This window comes from Campylobacter sp. 2014D-0258 (genome assembly GCF_008000495.1).
GTDB lineage: Bacteria > Campylobacterota > Campylobacteria > Campylobacterales > Campylobacteraceae > Campylobacter_D > Campylobacter_D jejuni.
The window spans coordinates 88,205-104,274 of the sequence record NZ_VOAR01000029.1; the positions used below are offsets into that span (position 1 = coordinate 88,205).

At 30.4% G+C, this 16,070-nt stretch carries 17 protein-coding genes; 8 read left to right on the top strand and 9 right to left on the bottom strand.

The window, feature by feature from the left end; translation table 11 throughout:
* The first annotated feature begins 67 nt into the window (after positions 1-67).
* Genes SR62_RS08145 through SR62_RS08155 form a run of 3 tightly spaced genes read left to right on the top strand, consistent with a single transcriptional unit; the run spans position 68 to position 1,596 of the window.
* Positions 68-490 carry a chemotaxis protein CheX gene (locus SR62_RS08145; protein ID WP_002854524.1) on the top strand — a complete coding sequence of 141 codons (423 nt, stop codon included), beginning with the start codon at positions 68-70 and terminating at the stop codon, positions 488-490.
* On the top strand, positions 490-798 hold the full coding sequence (gene fliN, locus SR62_RS08150; RefSeq protein WP_002824739.1) for a flagellar motor switch protein FliN: 309 nt from the start codon (positions 490-492) through the stop codon (positions 796-798). The genes SR62_RS08145 and fliN overlap by 1 nt, the downstream gene beginning before the upstream one ends.
* Positions 799-1,596: a hypothetical protein gene (locus SR62_RS08155; protein WP_100611032.1), complete on the top strand. Its 798-nt coding sequence runs from the start codon at positions 799-801 to the stop codon at positions 1,594-1,596.
* On the opposite strand, the gene SR62_RS08160 is transcribed toward SR62_RS08155, so the two are convergent.
* The 5 genes from SR62_RS08160 to plsY form a co-directional block, all read right to left on the bottom strand.
* Complete coding sequence (locus SR62_RS08160) at positions 1,593-3,053, bottom strand: Ppx/GppA phosphatase family protein (RefSeq protein WP_002860290.1); 1,461 nt, start codon at positions 3,051-3,053, stop codon at positions 1,593-1,595. The two genes, SR62_RS08155 and SR62_RS08160, sit on opposite strands and share 4 nt — an antisense overlap.
* Positions 3,053-3,298, bottom strand: coding sequence for a YfhL family 4Fe-4S dicluster ferredoxin (locus SR62_RS08165; protein WP_002854647.1), 246 nt, complete (start codon positions 3,296-3,298; stop codon positions 3,053-3,055). The genes SR62_RS08160 and SR62_RS08165 overlap by 1 nt, the downstream gene beginning before the upstream one ends.
* 112 nt (positions 3,299-3,410) lie before the next feature.
* The gene (hsrA, locus tag SR62_RS08170) at positions 3,411-4,082 is read right to left on the bottom strand and encodes a homeostatic response regulator transcription factor HsrA (RefSeq protein ID WP_002857553.1); all 672 of its coding nucleotides are present in this window, start codon (positions 4,080-4,082) and stop codon (positions 3,411-3,413) included.
* 78 nt (positions 4,083-4,160) lie between these two features.
* Entirely contained in the window at positions 4,161-4,478 is a 318-nt protein-coding gene (locus SR62_RS08175; protein ID WP_002869738.1) for a dihydroneopterin aldolase, read from the bottom strand.
* A complete protein-coding gene (plsY, locus tag SR62_RS08180; protein WP_002860289.1) occupies positions 4,463-5,071 on the bottom strand; it encodes a glycerol-3-phosphate 1-O-acyltransferase PlsY in 609 nt (202 codons plus the stop codon). The genes SR62_RS08175 and plsY overlap by 16 nt, the downstream gene beginning before the upstream one ends.
* 199 nt (positions 5,072-5,270) lie before the next feature.
* Here plsY and SR62_RS08185 point away from each other — a divergent pair, with 199 nt between their 5' ends.
* From SR62_RS08185 to hemJ, 4 genes are all read left to right on the top strand, one after another.
* On the top strand, positions 5,271-6,296 hold the full coding sequence (locus SR62_RS08185) for a cytochrome-c peroxidase (protein ID WP_002857587.1): 1,026 nt from the start codon (positions 5,271-5,273) through the stop codon (positions 6,294-6,296).
* A gap of 93 nt (positions 6,297-6,389) precedes the next feature.
* The gene (glmM, locus tag SR62_RS08190; RefSeq protein ID WP_002875815.1) at positions 6,390-7,727 is read left to right on the top strand and encodes a phosphoglucosamine mutase; all 1,338 of its coding nucleotides are present in this window, start codon (positions 6,390-6,392) and stop codon (positions 7,725-7,727) included.
* Positions 7,720-8,190 carry a signal peptidase II gene (gene lspA, locus SR62_RS08195; protein ID WP_002875814.1) on the top strand — a complete coding sequence of 157 codons (471 nt, stop codon included), beginning with the start codon at positions 7,720-7,722 and terminating at the stop codon, positions 8,188-8,190. The genes glmM and lspA overlap by 8 nt, the downstream gene beginning before the upstream one ends.
* Complete coding sequence (hemJ, locus tag SR62_RS08200) at positions 8,174-8,626, top strand: protoporphyrinogen oxidase HemJ (RefSeq protein ID WP_002854237.1); 453 nt, start codon at positions 8,174-8,176, stop codon at positions 8,624-8,626. Before lspA ends, hemJ begins: the two co-directional genes overlap by 17 nt.
* On the opposite strand, the gene SR62_RS08205 is transcribed toward hemJ, so the two are convergent.
* Positions 8,623-9,969 carry a coproporphyrinogen III oxidase family protein gene (locus SR62_RS08205; RefSeq protein WP_002851099.1) on the bottom strand — a complete coding sequence of 449 codons (1,347 nt, stop codon included), beginning with the start codon at positions 9,967-9,969 and terminating at the stop codon, positions 8,623-8,625. The genes hemJ and SR62_RS08205 overlap by 4 nt on opposite strands.
* A gap of 127 nt (positions 9,970-10,096) precedes the next feature.
* On the opposite strand from SR62_RS08205, the gene cmeU reads away from it, so the two are divergent.
* Positions 10,097-10,348 (top strand): CmeU family protein, encoded by a 252-nt coding sequence (gene cmeU, locus SR62_RS08210; protein ID WP_002857293.1) that lies wholly within the window; start codon positions 10,097-10,099, stop codon positions 10,346-10,348.
* A gap of 22 nt (positions 10,349-10,370) precedes the next feature.
* On the opposite strand, the gene cmeC is transcribed toward cmeU, so the two are convergent.
* From cmeC to cmeA, 3 genes are read right to left on the bottom strand one after another with little or no spacing between them, the layout of a single operon-like run.
* Positions 10,371-11,849 carry a multidrug efflux transporter outer membrane subunit CmeC gene (gene cmeC, locus SR62_RS08215; RefSeq protein WP_147502351.1) on the bottom strand — a complete coding sequence of 493 codons (1,479 nt, stop codon included), beginning with the start codon at positions 11,847-11,849 and terminating at the stop codon, positions 10,371-10,373.
* On the bottom strand, positions 11,842-14,964 hold the full coding sequence (gene cmeB / locus SR62_RS08220; protein WP_002795255.1) for a multidrug efflux RND transporter permease subunit CmeB: 3,123 nt from the start codon (positions 14,962-14,964) through the stop codon (positions 11,842-11,844). The genes cmeC and cmeB overlap by 8 nt, the downstream gene beginning before the upstream one ends.
* Complete coding sequence (gene cmeA, locus SR62_RS08225) at positions 14,964-16,067, bottom strand: multidrug efflux RND transporter periplasmic adaptor subunit CmeA (protein ID WP_147502352.1); 1,104 nt, start codon at positions 16,065-16,067, stop codon at positions 14,964-14,966. Before cmeA ends, cmeB begins: the two co-directional genes overlap by 1 nt.
* Positions 16,068-16,070 lie beyond the last annotated feature (3 nt).

The window sequence follows — 16,070 nt, forward strand, 5'->3', positions numbered from 1 at the left end:
TTTAAAACATATTTTTATTTTATATTTACTATAATTTTAAATTAAGTTTTTTATAAAGGCGGTAGTTATGTTAAAGATTCTTGAGTATTCCATCACTCATTTTTGCGAGCATATCTTAAGACTTCGCATTGAAGCAGCTCAAGATATAAGCGGTGAACTTTATGGAGCGAGTATTCCTATCATGGGCAAAAGCGAAGGAGAATGTAATTTTTATTTATTTTTTCCAAAAGAATTTTTAAAAAAAATTGCAGAAATTTTAATTAATGATGAAAAATTTAAAGAAGATGACTGGTGCGATTTAACTAAAGAATGTGCCAATCAGATTATAGGTTATGCTAAAAATTTGTTAAATGATGCCAAGGGTGATGACGAGTATAAACTCGGAATTCCGGAATATTTAGGAAAAGTTGATTTTTCTGAAATAGTTCTAGATGAAGCTTTAACTTATAAATTTGAAAATTGTTATTTTAGAATAGGATATTGCAAATAATGAGCGATGATATAGAGTTTAACATTCATCATGGGCTTTTACAATCTTATGAAGATATCTTAGATATTACAGTAGATTTTGTAAGCGAGCTTGGAACTACAAATATGAGTGTAGCGGAGCTTTTAAAACTTGAAGTAGGTTCGGTTATTGATCTTGAAAAGCCTGCTGGAGAAAGCGTTGAGCTTTATATCAATAAAAGAATTTTTGGCAAAGGCGAGGTTATGGTTTATGAAAAAAATCTCGCTATAAGAATTAATGAAATTTTGGATTCTAAGACTGTGCTTCAATACTTTAAAAAAGAAATTTAAATGAGATTGCTAGTATTATTTTTTTTAATTTTACCTTTATATAGTGTTGAGCTGATTAGTTTTAATATCTACGATAGAAATGATCGAGTAGATTTAATGCTTTCTTTTGATAATGCCTATAATGGCAAGATTTCTCAAAAAAAAGAAAAAAATTTAACTCTTTTAACTTTTAGTGATTTAACGTATTCTAAAGATGAATTAAAAGAACTTAACTCTCAACTTGTAGATAAAATTAGTATTAGTTCTAAAAATAATAATACCTATATTATGCTACAAAACAAACAAAATATTAATTTAGAACTTAGCTCTATCAATGATAAATTTGGAGTAAGGATACGAGCTATAGAGCAAGGAAAAGCAAATATCGAATCTGTACCTACAACTACTGTGAATAATTCTCAAGAATTAATGCCTAAACCAAAAAGTACAAGTTTAGAAGGGTATGATTATACAAATTATATCTTAGTAATGCTAATTTTAGTTATTTTGTTAATAGTGCTTTGGTGGTTTAAAAAGACTATGGTTTATAAAAATAACAATGTTTCTAGAGATTTTACTATGATTTTCCAAAGATTTTTAGATAAAAATAATCAACTTGTTATTTTTGATCACGCTAATAAACGTTATACAATGATAATAGGTAATTCCAATGTGCTTTTAGAAAGTGTTGAAATTCCAGAGGAACAAACAATAAAACATATAGAAAAAACAGAGAAAAATTTTGATTCTTTTTTTGAAGAGAATAAAAAAAGAATTCAAAATCTTATAGAGCAGCGTCAAAAAGGTAAAAAATCTTAAATTTTTTGATTGATTGCTAATGCTATGGTAGCTGGTTTTGCAATTTTTTTGAGCTCATCTTTGGGTAAATTAAGAATTTTGTTTTCTTGATATATATAAAGAGTATTGTTTGCAAAAGCAAAATCAATCTTATCTTCATTTGTGCTTAAAGTTTTAGCTAGGCACAAAATAAAATTAAGCCATGAAATGGTATGAATATTGGGTAAAAGTTGTTTATAGGGTTCAAGATTATAAGGGTTAACTTTTTTTCCATTAAGCTTAATAATGCTAGCAATTAAAGCTTTTTCTTTATGTGAAAATCCATAATTTAATCCACCTAGTACAAAATGAGCAGAGTGTTCATTAGCAAAATAGAAATTTAAATATTCTCCAATATGGCATAATTTAGCAGCATTTAGTAAAGTATGCTTATAGTTATCGTTAAGTTTATGAAGATTTTTAAGGGTTGTAAAAATTTGCAGAGCAAAATGTGGAGTTTTATTTTTTTGTTTTGATTGTAAAAATTTATCTTGTAAACATTTTAAACTAGGATTAAAATTTGGTGGAAAAGTGATTTTAGGACGAAGTAAATCTTGCAAATAAACTCCTTCTCTGATTCCAACCCCACTCGTGATAACTTGTTTGGCTTTTATTTTTTCCGCAATCTTTAAAAAAATAAATATACCCTCTTTAATGGTATCAAAACGATCCTTTTTTATGCCAAAATTGATTAAAGAGTCTAAGTTTGAATTAAAAATTTTTAAAATATGCCCTTTTTCTTCATCTAGCATATAGCGAAAATCATGTAAATTTTTCAGTGGATAGGAATTTTTTTGCATGATGGAATTAGATATTGCTCTTAAGCTTCCACCTATTGCAATAAGGTTTTGATTGCAAAATTCTTTAGGAATTTGTTCTAAAATTGGTTTTATAAATTCTTCTAAAGAATCCATTTTTCCAGTATCATAGAACAATTCTTTTAGCCTAACAGTGCCAATATCAAGAGATATGCAAGAAATAATTCTATTATTTTTTATTAAACACAATTCACTAGAACCACCACCTATGTCTAAAGTGGTTCCATCTTTAAAAGGACTTAATAAATTTAGAGCTGCAAGACCACCTAAGTAACTTTCGCTTTTTCCATCTATACAGCGTATATTTAAAGACAGATTATCTTTGATTCTTTTAATGAAATTTTTTGAATTTGGGGCATCTCTTAAGGCTGATGTGCCTACTATAAATATTTTTTTGCACTTATGCTTTAAAGCGCATTGTTTGAAAAAAGCTAAGGCATCTTCGGCTCTTTGCATGGCTTCTTCTTGGAGAATTTTGCCATTATTATAAGCATTTTCTCCAAGTCTTACTTTGCGTTTGTATTCGTAAGTTGTATAAAAACCATATCTAGAAGTTTTTTCAAAAATCACCATTCTAATGGAGTTTGAGCCAAGATCAACAACGGCTGTTTTTTTTGCCATTAAAATTCTCTATCTCTATGTTTGAGTTTTAATTCTTCTATAGTTTCTACATTATCAGGATCAGGAATGATACATTCATATGGGCAAGCAACAATACAGGCAGGCTCTGAAAAATCATTAACGCACTCTGAACAAAGATCAGGGTCTATTACATAAATTGGACTATTTTCATAAATAGCTTCATCAGGACATTCTTCTCTGCAAGCATCACAACATACGCAGTCTTTTGTAATTAAAAGAGACATCATAACCTTTCAAAAATTTAAAAAATAATTTTAGTTTATACAATAACCAAACTTAAATAAAATATAAAAATAGAAATAAAGATAAATTTTTTGCACCGAAGGTGCAAAATTGTTAAGATTTTTTAGGGAAGCAGAAACGGTATCCTCTACGACGAACTGTTTCTATGGTAGATATATTTAATGGTTTATCCATTTTTTGACGAATTTGATTGATAGCTACTTCGATAACATTTGGAGTTACTAGCTCAGGTTCTTCCCAGATGGCATCTAAAAGTTGTTCTTTGGATACAATTTGATCCGAATGTCTTGCTAAGTGCGTTAAAACTTCAAAAGGTTTTCCTTTAAGTTCTATATCTTGACCTTTATAAGTAATTTTTTCCTCATCTGGATCAATAACTAAGTCTTCAATTTTAATAACATTGGTTCCGCCAAGTCTTAGTCTTGCTTCAATTCTTGCGAGTAGAATATCAAAATCTAAAGGTTTTTTAACAAAATCATCAGCTCCAGCTTTCAAAGCTTTGATTTCTGTTTCTTTGTCTGTTTTTGAAGACATAATCATAACCGAAGTTCTTGGAGATTTATGCTTAATAGTGTTAACAAGTTCCGCTCCATCTCCATCAGGTAAAGTCCAGTTTGCTAAAACTAAATCATAATGTCTAATGCCGATAAAGTATTCTCCATCTTTAAAATTTTCAGAAGAATCAGTTTGATAACCAAATTCATTAAGATTGTCTATAATTGTTTTATTTAGGCTAATCTCATCTTCTATAACTAAAATTCTCATTTGTTCTATCCTTATTAAGAAAAATTTAAAGAATTATATCATAGCTTAAGTAAATGTTTAGATATCTTTAAAAAAAAATTAATATTTTTTTTTCAATTTAACCCCAACTGTAGCATTTTTTATTATATGGGGTTTGAAAATTTTTATGTTAAGATTGGTTAAATTAGGAAAATCTTTTTTTAAATTTAAGCTTACAAAGTCTAAAGACTCTTCAAGGGTGTAAAATTCTTCTTTTTTATACCATGTTTTAATTTTGGTAATTACCTCTGCATAATTTAAAAATTCATTTGCTTTAGCTTTAAGCTTGATAATAATTTTTTGTTTTTTTTTTCTTTCGAAATCTAATATACCAATAATACACTTAAAGTGAAATTTTATTTTTATATGACTTTGCATTCTTCTTTAAAAATCAATCTTTTAATATTAGGTAGATGTTTATATACTATAATAAAAGCGATAATGAAAACGGGTGCATGTGTATGAATTTCTAAGTCATAATTAAATATAAAAGAACTTATAACAAAAGCAAGTAACGCTGCCAAAGAAGCTAGCGAAGATATTTTAAAAATTTTTCCAATAACTACCCACACAATAAATGCTGTAAGCACTTCCAATGGAAGTAAAACTATCATAGCGCCTGCTCCTGTTGCTATGCCTTTCCCTCCTTCAAATAACAAGTAAATTGAAAAACAGTGTCCAAAAATAGCCAAAACTGCGACGCTCCAAAGCAAAGCTTGATCATAATGAAGAAATTTCAAGATTAGTAAAGGAATAGCTGCTTTTGCAAAATCTAAAATTATTGTAGCAATGGCAAGTTTTTTTGCTAGTTTGGGATTTTTTTCTTTTACTACTCTTAAAACATTGGTTGCTCCTATACTTTTTGAACCTTCTTTTTTGATATCAGTTTTAGCAAAAAATTTAGCTAGGATTAGCCCAAAAGGGATTGAACCTAAAAGATATATAAAAGCGTAAATTATTAAATTTTCCATAATATCCTTTTCAAATCATCTTAAAATTTTAAGATTTATAACTAAAAATTATATCTTATGAAAATAAATAAACAAAAAATAATTTTTAAGATAAAAATAGTATTAATTAATTGTAAATATTTTTTAATAATATTTATTTTTATTTAAGCTCTAAATGATTATTATTTTATTTTAATTTATCTTTAATAGGAGTTTATAAATGAAAGTAAAATCATTGCTAATCGCATCCTTAGTTGCTTTTTCAAGCTTAAATGCTGCAAGTCTTATAGATGAAGCTAAAAATTCAGGTCTTGTTGCCTTACCAAAAGATCAAAAAGGCGTTGATGAAATTTTAAAACAAAATGGAGTAAAGGCTAGTGAATTTACTCTTGAAAAAGCAGAGCTTGGCAAAAAGCTCTATTTTGAACCACGTCTTTCAAAAAGTGGTATCATTTCTTGTAATACCTGTCATAATGTAGGACTTGGTGGAACAGATGGAATCAGTACTGCAATAGGTCATAAATGGACAGCAAATCCTCATCATTTAAATTCACCAACAGTTTATAATGCAGTTTTAAATAATACTCAATTTTGGGATGGTCGTGCAGGAACATTAGCCGATCAAGCTAAAGGTCCAATCCAAGCTGATCCTGAAATGGCAACTCCTGCTAAACTTGCAGTAGAAAAAATTTCATCTTTGCCTGAATATGTGAGTGAGTTTAAAAAAATCTATGGTAAAAGCGGTGTAAATTTTGACAATATTGCTGATGCAATTGCAAATTTTGAAAGAACTTTGATCACTCCATCTCGTTTTGATAAATTTTTAGAAGGCGATGAAAAAGCTTTAACAAAAGAAGAACAAAAAGGCTTAAAGCTTTTTATAGATAAAGGTTGTGTAGCTTGTCATAATGGTGTGAATTTAGGTGGCAATATGCAAGCGTTTGAAGTTGCTGGTAAATATAAATTTGCAAATTTAGGTGATTTTAAAGGTGATGCAAATGGCATGGTAAAAACTCCAACTTTAAGAAATGTTGCTGAAACTGCTCCATATTTTCATAATGGTGCGATTTGGAATTTAAAAGATGCTATTAAGGAAATGGGTAGTGTGCAACTTGGCATTAAAATTTCTGATAAAGAAGCAAAAAGTATTGAAACTTTCTTAAAATCTTTAACAGGAACAAAACCAGCAATTGTTTATCCACAACTTCCTATTTCTACTGAAAAAACTCCTAAACCTGAACTATAAGGTTCCAAACAAGCTCTAATTTTAGAGCTTGTTTAAATTTCTTTATCTTAGTTTTGTTATAATTGTCTTTAAATTTTGCTAGAAAGGTTTGCAATGAAACTTTTTGGAACTGATGGAGTTCGTGGAAAAGCGGGTGAATTTTTAGATAGTTTTTTGGCTATGCGTTTAGCAATGGCTGCGGGTATTTATTTTAAAGATAAAAGTATTACTAATAATATCTTAGTAGGAAAAGATACAAGAAGAAGCGGCTATATGATAGAAAATGCTATTGTTTCAGGGCTTACTTCTATAGGATATAATGTTATACAAATTGGTCCTATGCCAACTCCTGCGATTGCATTCTTAACTGAAGATATGCGTTGTGATGCAGGGATTATGATTTCAGCTTCTCACAATCCTTATTATGATAATGGTATTAAATTTTTTGATGCTCATGGAAACAAACTCAGTGAAGATATAGAGAAAAAAATAGAAGAAATTTATTTTGATGATAAGCTTATACAAGCCTCTAAGGTAGATATGGAGAAAATTGGTCAAGCGAAAAGAATTGATGATGTTATAGGAAGGTATATTGTTTCTATTAAAAATTCTTTTCCAAAAGATCTTACTTTAAAGTCTTTGCGTGTGGTTTTAGATGTGGCTCATGGGGCAGCTTATAAGGTAGCACCTACTGTTTTTAAGGAATTAGGTGCTGAAGTTATAGTAATGAGCGATAAACCTAATGGACTTAATATCAATGAAAATTGTGGAGCTTTACATCCTGCAAATTTAGCTGCTGAGGTAAAGCGTTTGCGTGCAGATGTGGGCTTTGCTTTTGATGGTGATGCAGATCGTTTGGTGGTTGTAGATGAAAAAGGCGAAGTGGCTAATGGAGATAGTTTATTAGGGGTTTTAGCACTTTATCTTAAAGAACAAGGTAAATTACAATCAAGTGTTGTAGCCACTATAATGAGTAATGGTGCTTTAAAAGAATTTTTAAATAAACATGGTATAGAACTTGATACTTGTAATGTGGGCGATAAATATGTGCTTGAAAAATTAAAAGCCAATGGTGGAAATTTTGGTGGAGAGCAAAGTGGGCATATTATTTTTAGTGATTATGCAAAAACTGGAGATGGTTTGATAGCTGCTTTGCAATTTAGTGCTTTAATGCTTTCTAAGAAAAAATCTGCAAGCTCTATTTTGGGTCAAGTCAAACCTTATCCTCAGCTTTTAACCAATCTTAAAATTGCAGAAAAAAAAGATTTAGATAAAATTAAAGGTTTAAAAGAATTAAAAAAAGATTTAGAAAATAAAAATATTAATACCTTATTTCGCTATTCTGGAACAGAAAATTTGATAAGACTTTTACTAGAAGCCAGAGATATTAAGCTCTTAGAAAAAGAAATGAAAAATGTTGTGGAGTTTTTTAAGAAAGCTTTAAATGACTAAAACTTTTAAATTTATTTTTTATTTTTGGGGTGCCTTTGTTTTGGTTTTTGCCCTTGATCAATGGGTAAAATCCTTAACTTTAGCAGGATTTAGATGGCAGAGTGAATACCTAGATTTAACTTATGCTCTAAATACAGGCGTAGCTTTTTCAATGTTGAGTTTTTTAGAACATAATTTAAAATATTTACATCTTGCTTTAATTGGCGTGCTTTTTATTTATCTTTTTTGGCAAAGAACACTTTTAAAAACTCATAGCATAGCTTTTGGAATGATGCTTGGTGCCGGCGTTTCAAATTTATTGGATCGTTTTATACATGGAGGTGTAGTGGATATGTTTTTTTGGCATAAATGGTTTAATTTTGCTATTTTTAATGTTGCAGATGTCATGATAAATATAAGTGTGGCTTTGATTTTAATACAAGAAATATTTAAAAAAAGGAAAAAAGATGACAGAATGGATTAATGATTATTATTTTTGGATTAAATGGGTGCATTATTTGGCATTTGTTTCTTGGATGGCGGGTCTTTTTTATTTACCTCGTCTTTTTGTGTATCATGCTGAACATAAAGACAATAAAGGTTTTGTCGAGGTTGTAAAAATTCAAGAAAGAAAGCTTTATTATTATATACAAACTCCTGCCATGATTGTGACTTTAATCACAGGAAGTTTAATGTTGCATGCTCATAAGGAAGTTTTAATGGTAGGTGCGGGTTTTATGCATGTTAAACTTACCTGTGTTACACTTTTGATTATTTTTCATATACATAATTATTATTGTTTAAAAGCTTTAGCAAATGATACTTCTACTAAAAGTGGAAAATATTTTAGAATTTATAATGAATTTCCAACTATAATGTTTATTATCATCGCTTTAATGATGGTTGTTCGTCCCTTTTAGTTTGTCTCCGCTTTAAATTCCATACTAGCGGAGTTAAGCGGATCAATATTTTCTTTCATGATATCGATATAATCTTTATTTTTAAGACGCTTATCATCTCTAAATACTGCGCGCACAAGATCCATTCCTGTGTAAAAATCTTTCATTAAAACCACAAAAAGATATTGACCAAATTCAGTTGCGATTAAAGCATTTTGATCTTTTATGATGGCACCACTTGTTTTAAGTCCTAAAAGTTCTATGAAAAGTTCTTTTTCGAGATTGCAATTTAGAGTTTTATTAAATTTATCAATTTCTATTTTCCCTGAAAAAATTTCAGTTAAAAAGACATATTTGATAATTTCTTTTTTATCAAAACAAGCTTTGGCTATATTAGCATTTTGTTTTTCTTGTATAAATTTAGCATAATCATTTAGATTAAATGCATTGATTAAAAGCTCCCCATCTAAAAAGCTAAAAGCTCCGCTGCCTACTCCTAGGTATTCATGATGAGAACTGACATATTCGTCATTAAGCTTGTTTTTTTCTAAAGAAAAACTCCAACCATTGTTTTGGGTATAGTCTTTAAAAAATTCTCGTATGATTTGATAATAAGTAAATTCATTATCTTTAATGCTCACTCCTAGACTTTTAGCGATATTATCTTTGGTAAGATTTGATTTCATTAAAGGATAGGTTGTGATTTGTTGCGGGGCTAAATTTTTAGCAATTTCTAAGTCATTTAAAAGTTGTTTTTCGTTTTGTCCTGGAAGATTGAAAATAAGATCTATACTAAAAATAGGTAAAATTCCTAAAGCTTTTGAAATTTTTTCTTGAAGTTCTTTAGATGAACCAAATTTATTATATCTTGCCACTTTTTTCAAAGTTTCATCATCAAAACTTTGAATCCCGCAACTTAAACGATCAATTATACCTTTAAACATAGAAAGCTTATTTGGATCAATATGATTTGGATCGCTTTCGCATGAAATTTCTTTTATATTAAATAACTTTTTACAAAGTTCTAAGGTTTTTAATAATTCCTCTTCATCAATCAGTGTTGTACCACCACCCACATACATGGAGGTAAAATCAAAACCTTTATTTTTCATGATTTTAATTTCTTCTCTAAGATTTTGAAAATATACTTTGGCTAAATTTTCATCATAATAATATTTATGAAAGCTACAATAAGGACAAAAAGTATGGCAAAAAGGTACATGGGCATAAAGCATATAGCTTTTGTCTTGTTTTGGAATTTTTTCTTCGGGTTGTTTTAAAAGTTCGACATTGAAACCTTTTTGGAGGGATTTTTCCATCATAGTATGAGAGTATTTTAAAGCTAAATTTTGAAATAAATTCATAAGTGGCCTATATATTAAAATATTTAAGATATAACTTTATCAATTTTTAGCTAAAATAGGAGTAAATTTTTTATTTCTTAAATAAAAAATGGGATTAAGTTTTTAAATTATTTAAAAAGGATATAAAATGGATAAAGCCAAAATTGTTCAAAATTTAAATGCTTTGTTTAAACAAAGAGCAGAGTTTTACTCTTATTTTGATGAAAATATTGCCAAAATCAATAATACTGAAGTATTTGATTTTAAGAATGCTAAAAATTTAAATCCAGAAGAGGTATATAAGCAATTTTATCATTTTGATTATGCTATAAGAAAATTATTGCCTGCTATTTACAAGGCTTATGAAATTACAGATGCAGATTTAGACAAAGATTTTTAATTTATTTAGAGAATAGAACAAACTATTCTCTAAAAGACATATCTAAATTTTTTGATTCTTCTTTTATATTTTTACTCGTATCTTCACTTTGCTCAAATCCTCCACCAAATGCTTTGATTACATCTACTATAGAATTAGCATAAGAATATTTGGTATTATTAAAAGCAACTGTAGCATTTAACCAGTCTTGACGCGCTTGTAGATAGTCTTGCAAAGACATTTCGCCCACATCATAACGCTCTTTGCTTATTTCGTAAATTCTTTTGTAGGATAATTCGCTTGCTTGTGCGTTATTGTATTGCAAGCGAATAGTCTTTCTTGCAATTAAAGCATAGCGAATTTCTCCAAAAGCTGCAACTAAGGTATTTTGATAATTTACAAAAGCTTCATCTTTGTTGAGTTTTGCTAAATTCACATTTTGATAAATTTCTCCCCAGTGGAAAATTGGCATTACGAAATTCCCACCTATACTCCAAGTCCTAGAGCCCGCTTCCACAAGTGTATTTAAATCCCCGCTTTCAAATCCTAATAAGCCTGTTAAAGAAAGATTAGGCAAGAAAGCTGTGCGAGCTACTCCTACTAGATAATTTTGTTGAGTAAGTTTTTCTAAAGAAGATCCAATATCAGGACGCTGCAAGAGTATAGTGCTTGAAATTCCGCTCGGTATATCAAAATCTTTGAGTTTAAAAACCTGATAAGCTTGATCTTGATAAAGAATATCGTTTAAATCATTTGAAGTTAGAATTTTTAAAGCTTTAAGATAGTTTTCTTTATTTAATTTTGCTTCATTGTATTGTAAAGCAGTACTTTCTAAATTTGCTCTTGATTGCGCGATTTCGTATTCTCCTACTGCTCCTACTTGAAATTTTTCATAATTAATTTGATAAATTTCTTGTGCAGATTCATAAGCATCTTTTAAAGCTTTTTCATTTTCATTTGCATTTACAAAATTAAAATAAGTCTGAACCACGCTTGAAACTATAGAAAGTCTCGCAGCTTCATAATCATACTGACTGGCTTTAAAGCCTGATCTTGAAGCGCGATAAGTATCGCGGTATCTTCCCCAAAGATCGATTTCATAGCTTAAATCCAGTCCCATTTTAAAATCATTGCCATAGCTTACTCCCCCAGTGCGGTTGCTTGGAGCATTTGTAGGTGTTTTTGCACGACTTCCGCTTGCGCTACCATCAAATTTTGGCAACAAACTGCTAAAATCTATACCTAATTGAGCAGCAGCTTGTTCCATATGAATAAAAGCAAGTTTTAAATCATTATTGTTCTGAAGAGCTAAATCAACTACGTGATTTAATTTCTCATCATCAAATTCTTTCCACCAATTTTTTGTGATAGAGCTATTGTTTTCTTTTTCCCAGGATAAGGCTCCAAGCTTATTATCAATGCTATAGTTTGCTTCGGGAATATTTAAATTTGGACTTAAAGAGCAAGCTGAAATCAAAAGAGTAAAACTTGCTATAGCGCTAATTGAAATTATTTTATTCATGAACCTTACCTCTTTTTTTATCTAGCCATTCATTAAAATTTTCTAAAAGATAGAAAAATAAAGGCACAAAGAATATCGCTAAAGTTGATGCTGCGATCATTCCACCGATAAGCCCTGTTCCTAAAGAGTGTCTTGAAGCACTTCCTGCTCCTGTTGCGAAAATCATTGGCAAGACCCCAAAAGTAAATGCCAAAGAAGTCATTATGATAGGACGAAAACGAAGTTTTGCTGCTGCAACAGCTGCTTCAAAAACTCCTTTACCTTTTTTAAAGCGCTCTTCCATTGCAAATTCTACGATTAAGATAGCATTTTTAGCTGAAAGTCCAATCAAGAGCAAAAGTCCTGTTTGAAAATATATATCATTGCTAAATCCTCTTAAATATACCAATAAAAATGATCCAAATACCGCAAAAGGCACAGCTGTTACAACTGCTAAAGGTATAAGCCATCTTTCATATTGGGCAGCTAGGATTAAAAAGACAAATACCATGCCTAAAGCAAAAGCATAGCTTGCTGTTCCTTTACTAGAAACTTCTTGATAAGCTGATCCACTCCAAGCTATCGAATAATCATCCCCTAAAGTTTCTTTTGCTACTTGAGCAATCGCTTCTATAGCTTGGCCTGAAGTATAACCTGGTGCGGGTTGACCTTGAACTTGTGCTGCTGGGAAAAGGTTGAATCGTTTTACATCATCAGGCCCTGAACTTCTTTGTAAAGTTAAGAAAGAATCAAGTGGTATCATTTTTCCATCATTTGATCTTACAAAAATATTTTTTAACGCATCTTGTGTATTTCTAAAATCACCTTTTGCGCGGATATTTACTTGGAAATTTTTACCTAGCATAGTAAAATCATTAACATAATATGTTCCAATGGTTGCATTCATTGTACTGAAAACATCTTGCATATTTAAATTAAAATGCTTTAGTTTATCTCTATCAATGATGAGTTTATATTGAGGAAAGCTCGTATCAAGAGTAGTTCGAACCCCATATAATTCCTCTCTTTGATTGGCTGCTGCTACAAGTTTATTTACATCTTCTTGAATTTGATCGTAGCTTTTTCCGCTTTTGTTTTGAACATACATTTCAAAACCGCCTGTGATACTTAATCCAGGTATAGGAGGTAAGCCTATAAATACACTTGAAGCATTGCGATCAAAAGCAAATTTTTTATTAAGTTCGGCTATAATTTGATCAGCGCTTACATTTCTATCTTTCCAATCTTGCAAACCTATAAACATTGCAGCGGCATTTTCTTTGAGTGAACTTGTAAAAAGATCAAATCCTATCATAGCCATTGCATCTTTAACTCCATTAGTTTTTAAAACTTCTTGGCTTATGTGATCAACCTCTGAAATTGTTCTATGGAGTGCTGAAGCTGAAGGAAGATTAATAATGCTAATCATCAAACCTTGATCTTCTTCAGGAACTAAAGAATTTGGTACTGCTTTATAGAGATAAAAAATTGCTCCAAGCATAATACAAAAAATTAAAACAAAACGAATGGTTCTTTTTAGGATATATGCTACTCCTGCGCTAAATACAGAGGTACTCCAATCAAAAAAATCATTAAATTTCTTTACAAATTTAAATGGCTCTCCTTCATTACGTCGCAAAAAGAGTGCACATAAAGAAGGTGTTAAGGTAAGAGCAACAAAACCTGATATGGTTACAGATATAGCTAAGGTAAGAGCAAATTGTCTTTGAATCTCTCCAACAAAACCTGATATAAAAGAAACTGGTACAAAAACAGCACAAAGCACAAGAACAATTGAAATAACCGGAGAGCTAACTTCTTGCATCGCTTGGATAGCAGCATCTTTTACGCTTATTTGCTCATTTTCATGTAAAATCCTATCAATATTTTCTACAACTATAATCGCATCATCTACAACAATCCCTATAGCTAAAATCAAGGCAAAAAGTGTAAGCAGGTTAATACTAAAGCCTAAAACATAAAGTCCAGCAAAAGTTCCTAACAATGAAACAGGTACAGCTATCATAGGAATAAGCGTTGCACGGAAATTCTTTAAGAACATATACATAACAATAATAACTAAAACTAAAGCTTCAATAAAAGTTTTAATTACTTCTTTGATTGATTCTATCACGAATTTTGTTGTATCATAAGGAATATTATATGTTAAACCTTTTGGGAAATTTTTTGAAAGTTCTTGCATTTTAGCCTGGACAAGTTCTGCTGTATGCAATGCGTTTGCCCCTGATTGAAGATTGATTATAATTGGAACTGCATCATTGCCATTTAATCGTCCTTGTGAGCTGTATTGTTGTGACCCTATTTCTACATCAGCTATATCTTTAAGTCTTAAAAATGATCCATCATCATTTGTTCTTAAAATAATATTTTCAAATTCACTAGGATTTTGTAGTCTTCCTTGCATGGTGATTGAATAAACATAAGGGGATTTTTGGGTTACAGGTTCTTCGCCAATTTTACCAGTTGCGTATTGGGCATTTTGATCATTAACCGCAGAAATTACATCAGTAGCTGTGATTCCAAATTTATTTAATAAATCAGGCTTGAGCCAAATTCTTAAAGAATAATTACGATTTCCTATAGCGTTTGCATCTCCAACTCCTGGAACCCTTTTTAACTCATCTAAAACATTTAAAGTGATATAGTTATATACATCTACTGCACTCATTGAGCCATCACTTGAATACATAGAAATTGCAGCAAGTGTTGTTGAGGAAGTTTTTCTAACTGTTACTCCAAGTTTTTTGACTGCATCTGGCATTTTTGCAGTTGCGGCTGAAATTCTATTATTAACATCTATGGTGGCTTGATCAGGATCTGTACCGATATCAAAATAAACAGTCAAACTCATAGTTCCTGAAGAACTTGAAGTTGAATCCATGTAAATCATATTATCTGCGCCATTGATTGCATCTTCGATAGGACTTGCAACTGTTGAAGCAATGGTTTGTGCATCAGCTCCTGTGTAAGTTGCACTTACTTTAACCGTAGGAGGGGTTAAAGATGGATATTGTTCTATAGGTAAATTTGTAAGACCTATAGCTCCAGCTAAAGAAATGATAATTGCAACAACTGAAGCAAAAACAGGTCTTTCGATAAAAAATTTAGAAAACATTATTGTGCTCCAATTTCTTTAACTTCGCTACCAACTTGAATTTTTTTAAAGTTATCTAAAATGATTTTATCGCCATTTTGCAATCCTTTGTCAATAATGGCATATTCATTGTTTTGGTAGCTTATATGTACAGAAGATTTTTCTACTTTTCCATTTTTAACAAGAAGAACATAAACATCATTTTGATTTTGTTTAACAGCTATTTGAGGCACTTTAAAGCCATTTTTTTGTATAAAACCTTCTGAAGTAATTGTTGCAAAAGCACCTGGTAAAAGTGTTGAGTTGTTGTTGTCAAATATAGCTTTGGCTTTTACTGTTCCACTATTAGCATCTATAACAGAATCAATAAAATAAAGTTTGCCTTGAACGGTTTCTCCATTAAGATTTAAATTTGCATAGATATTGCTTAAATCCCATTTTCCATCTTGAGTATTGCGGACTAAATTTAGTTTATCTGTATCTGAAATAAAGAAATCTGCGTAAATAGGATTTAAATTTGTAACTCTAACTAGTTCAGTTGTTGAAGCACTTACATAATCTCCTATATTAACTAAAGCATCTCCTATAGTACCATCAAAAGGAGCTTTTATTTCGGTATGATCTAGATCAATTCTTGCATTTGCAAGCTGTGCTCTAGCACTTGCTAGACTAGCTTTTGAATTGTTAAATGTAGCAAGAGAAGAGTCGTATTCCTTTTGAGAGATTGCACTTTTACTAAAAAGAGCTTTAGAACGATTAAAATCCTTGCTTGCATTTTCGAAAGTTGCCTTAGCCATCAAAGCTTGTCCGTAAGCCGAATCAACACTAGCTTTAAATTTGTCTTGTTCTATAATAAATAATGTTTGTCCTTTTTTTACTTTATCTCCAGCTTTAAAAAGTTTATTTACTATTACGCCGCTAACTTGAGGTTTTATAATGACATCATAATCACTGACAAGTTTAGCAGGGTAAGTAAAACTAAGTGGTAAATCTTCAGATTTAGCACTCATGGTTGTTACAGGTTGAGGCGGCATTTGTATTTTTGGTACTTCTTCTTTGCTGCAAGCAGTGAGTAAAAGCACAACACCTAAAGCTAAAATAGTATTTTTTTGAAATAATTTCATGGT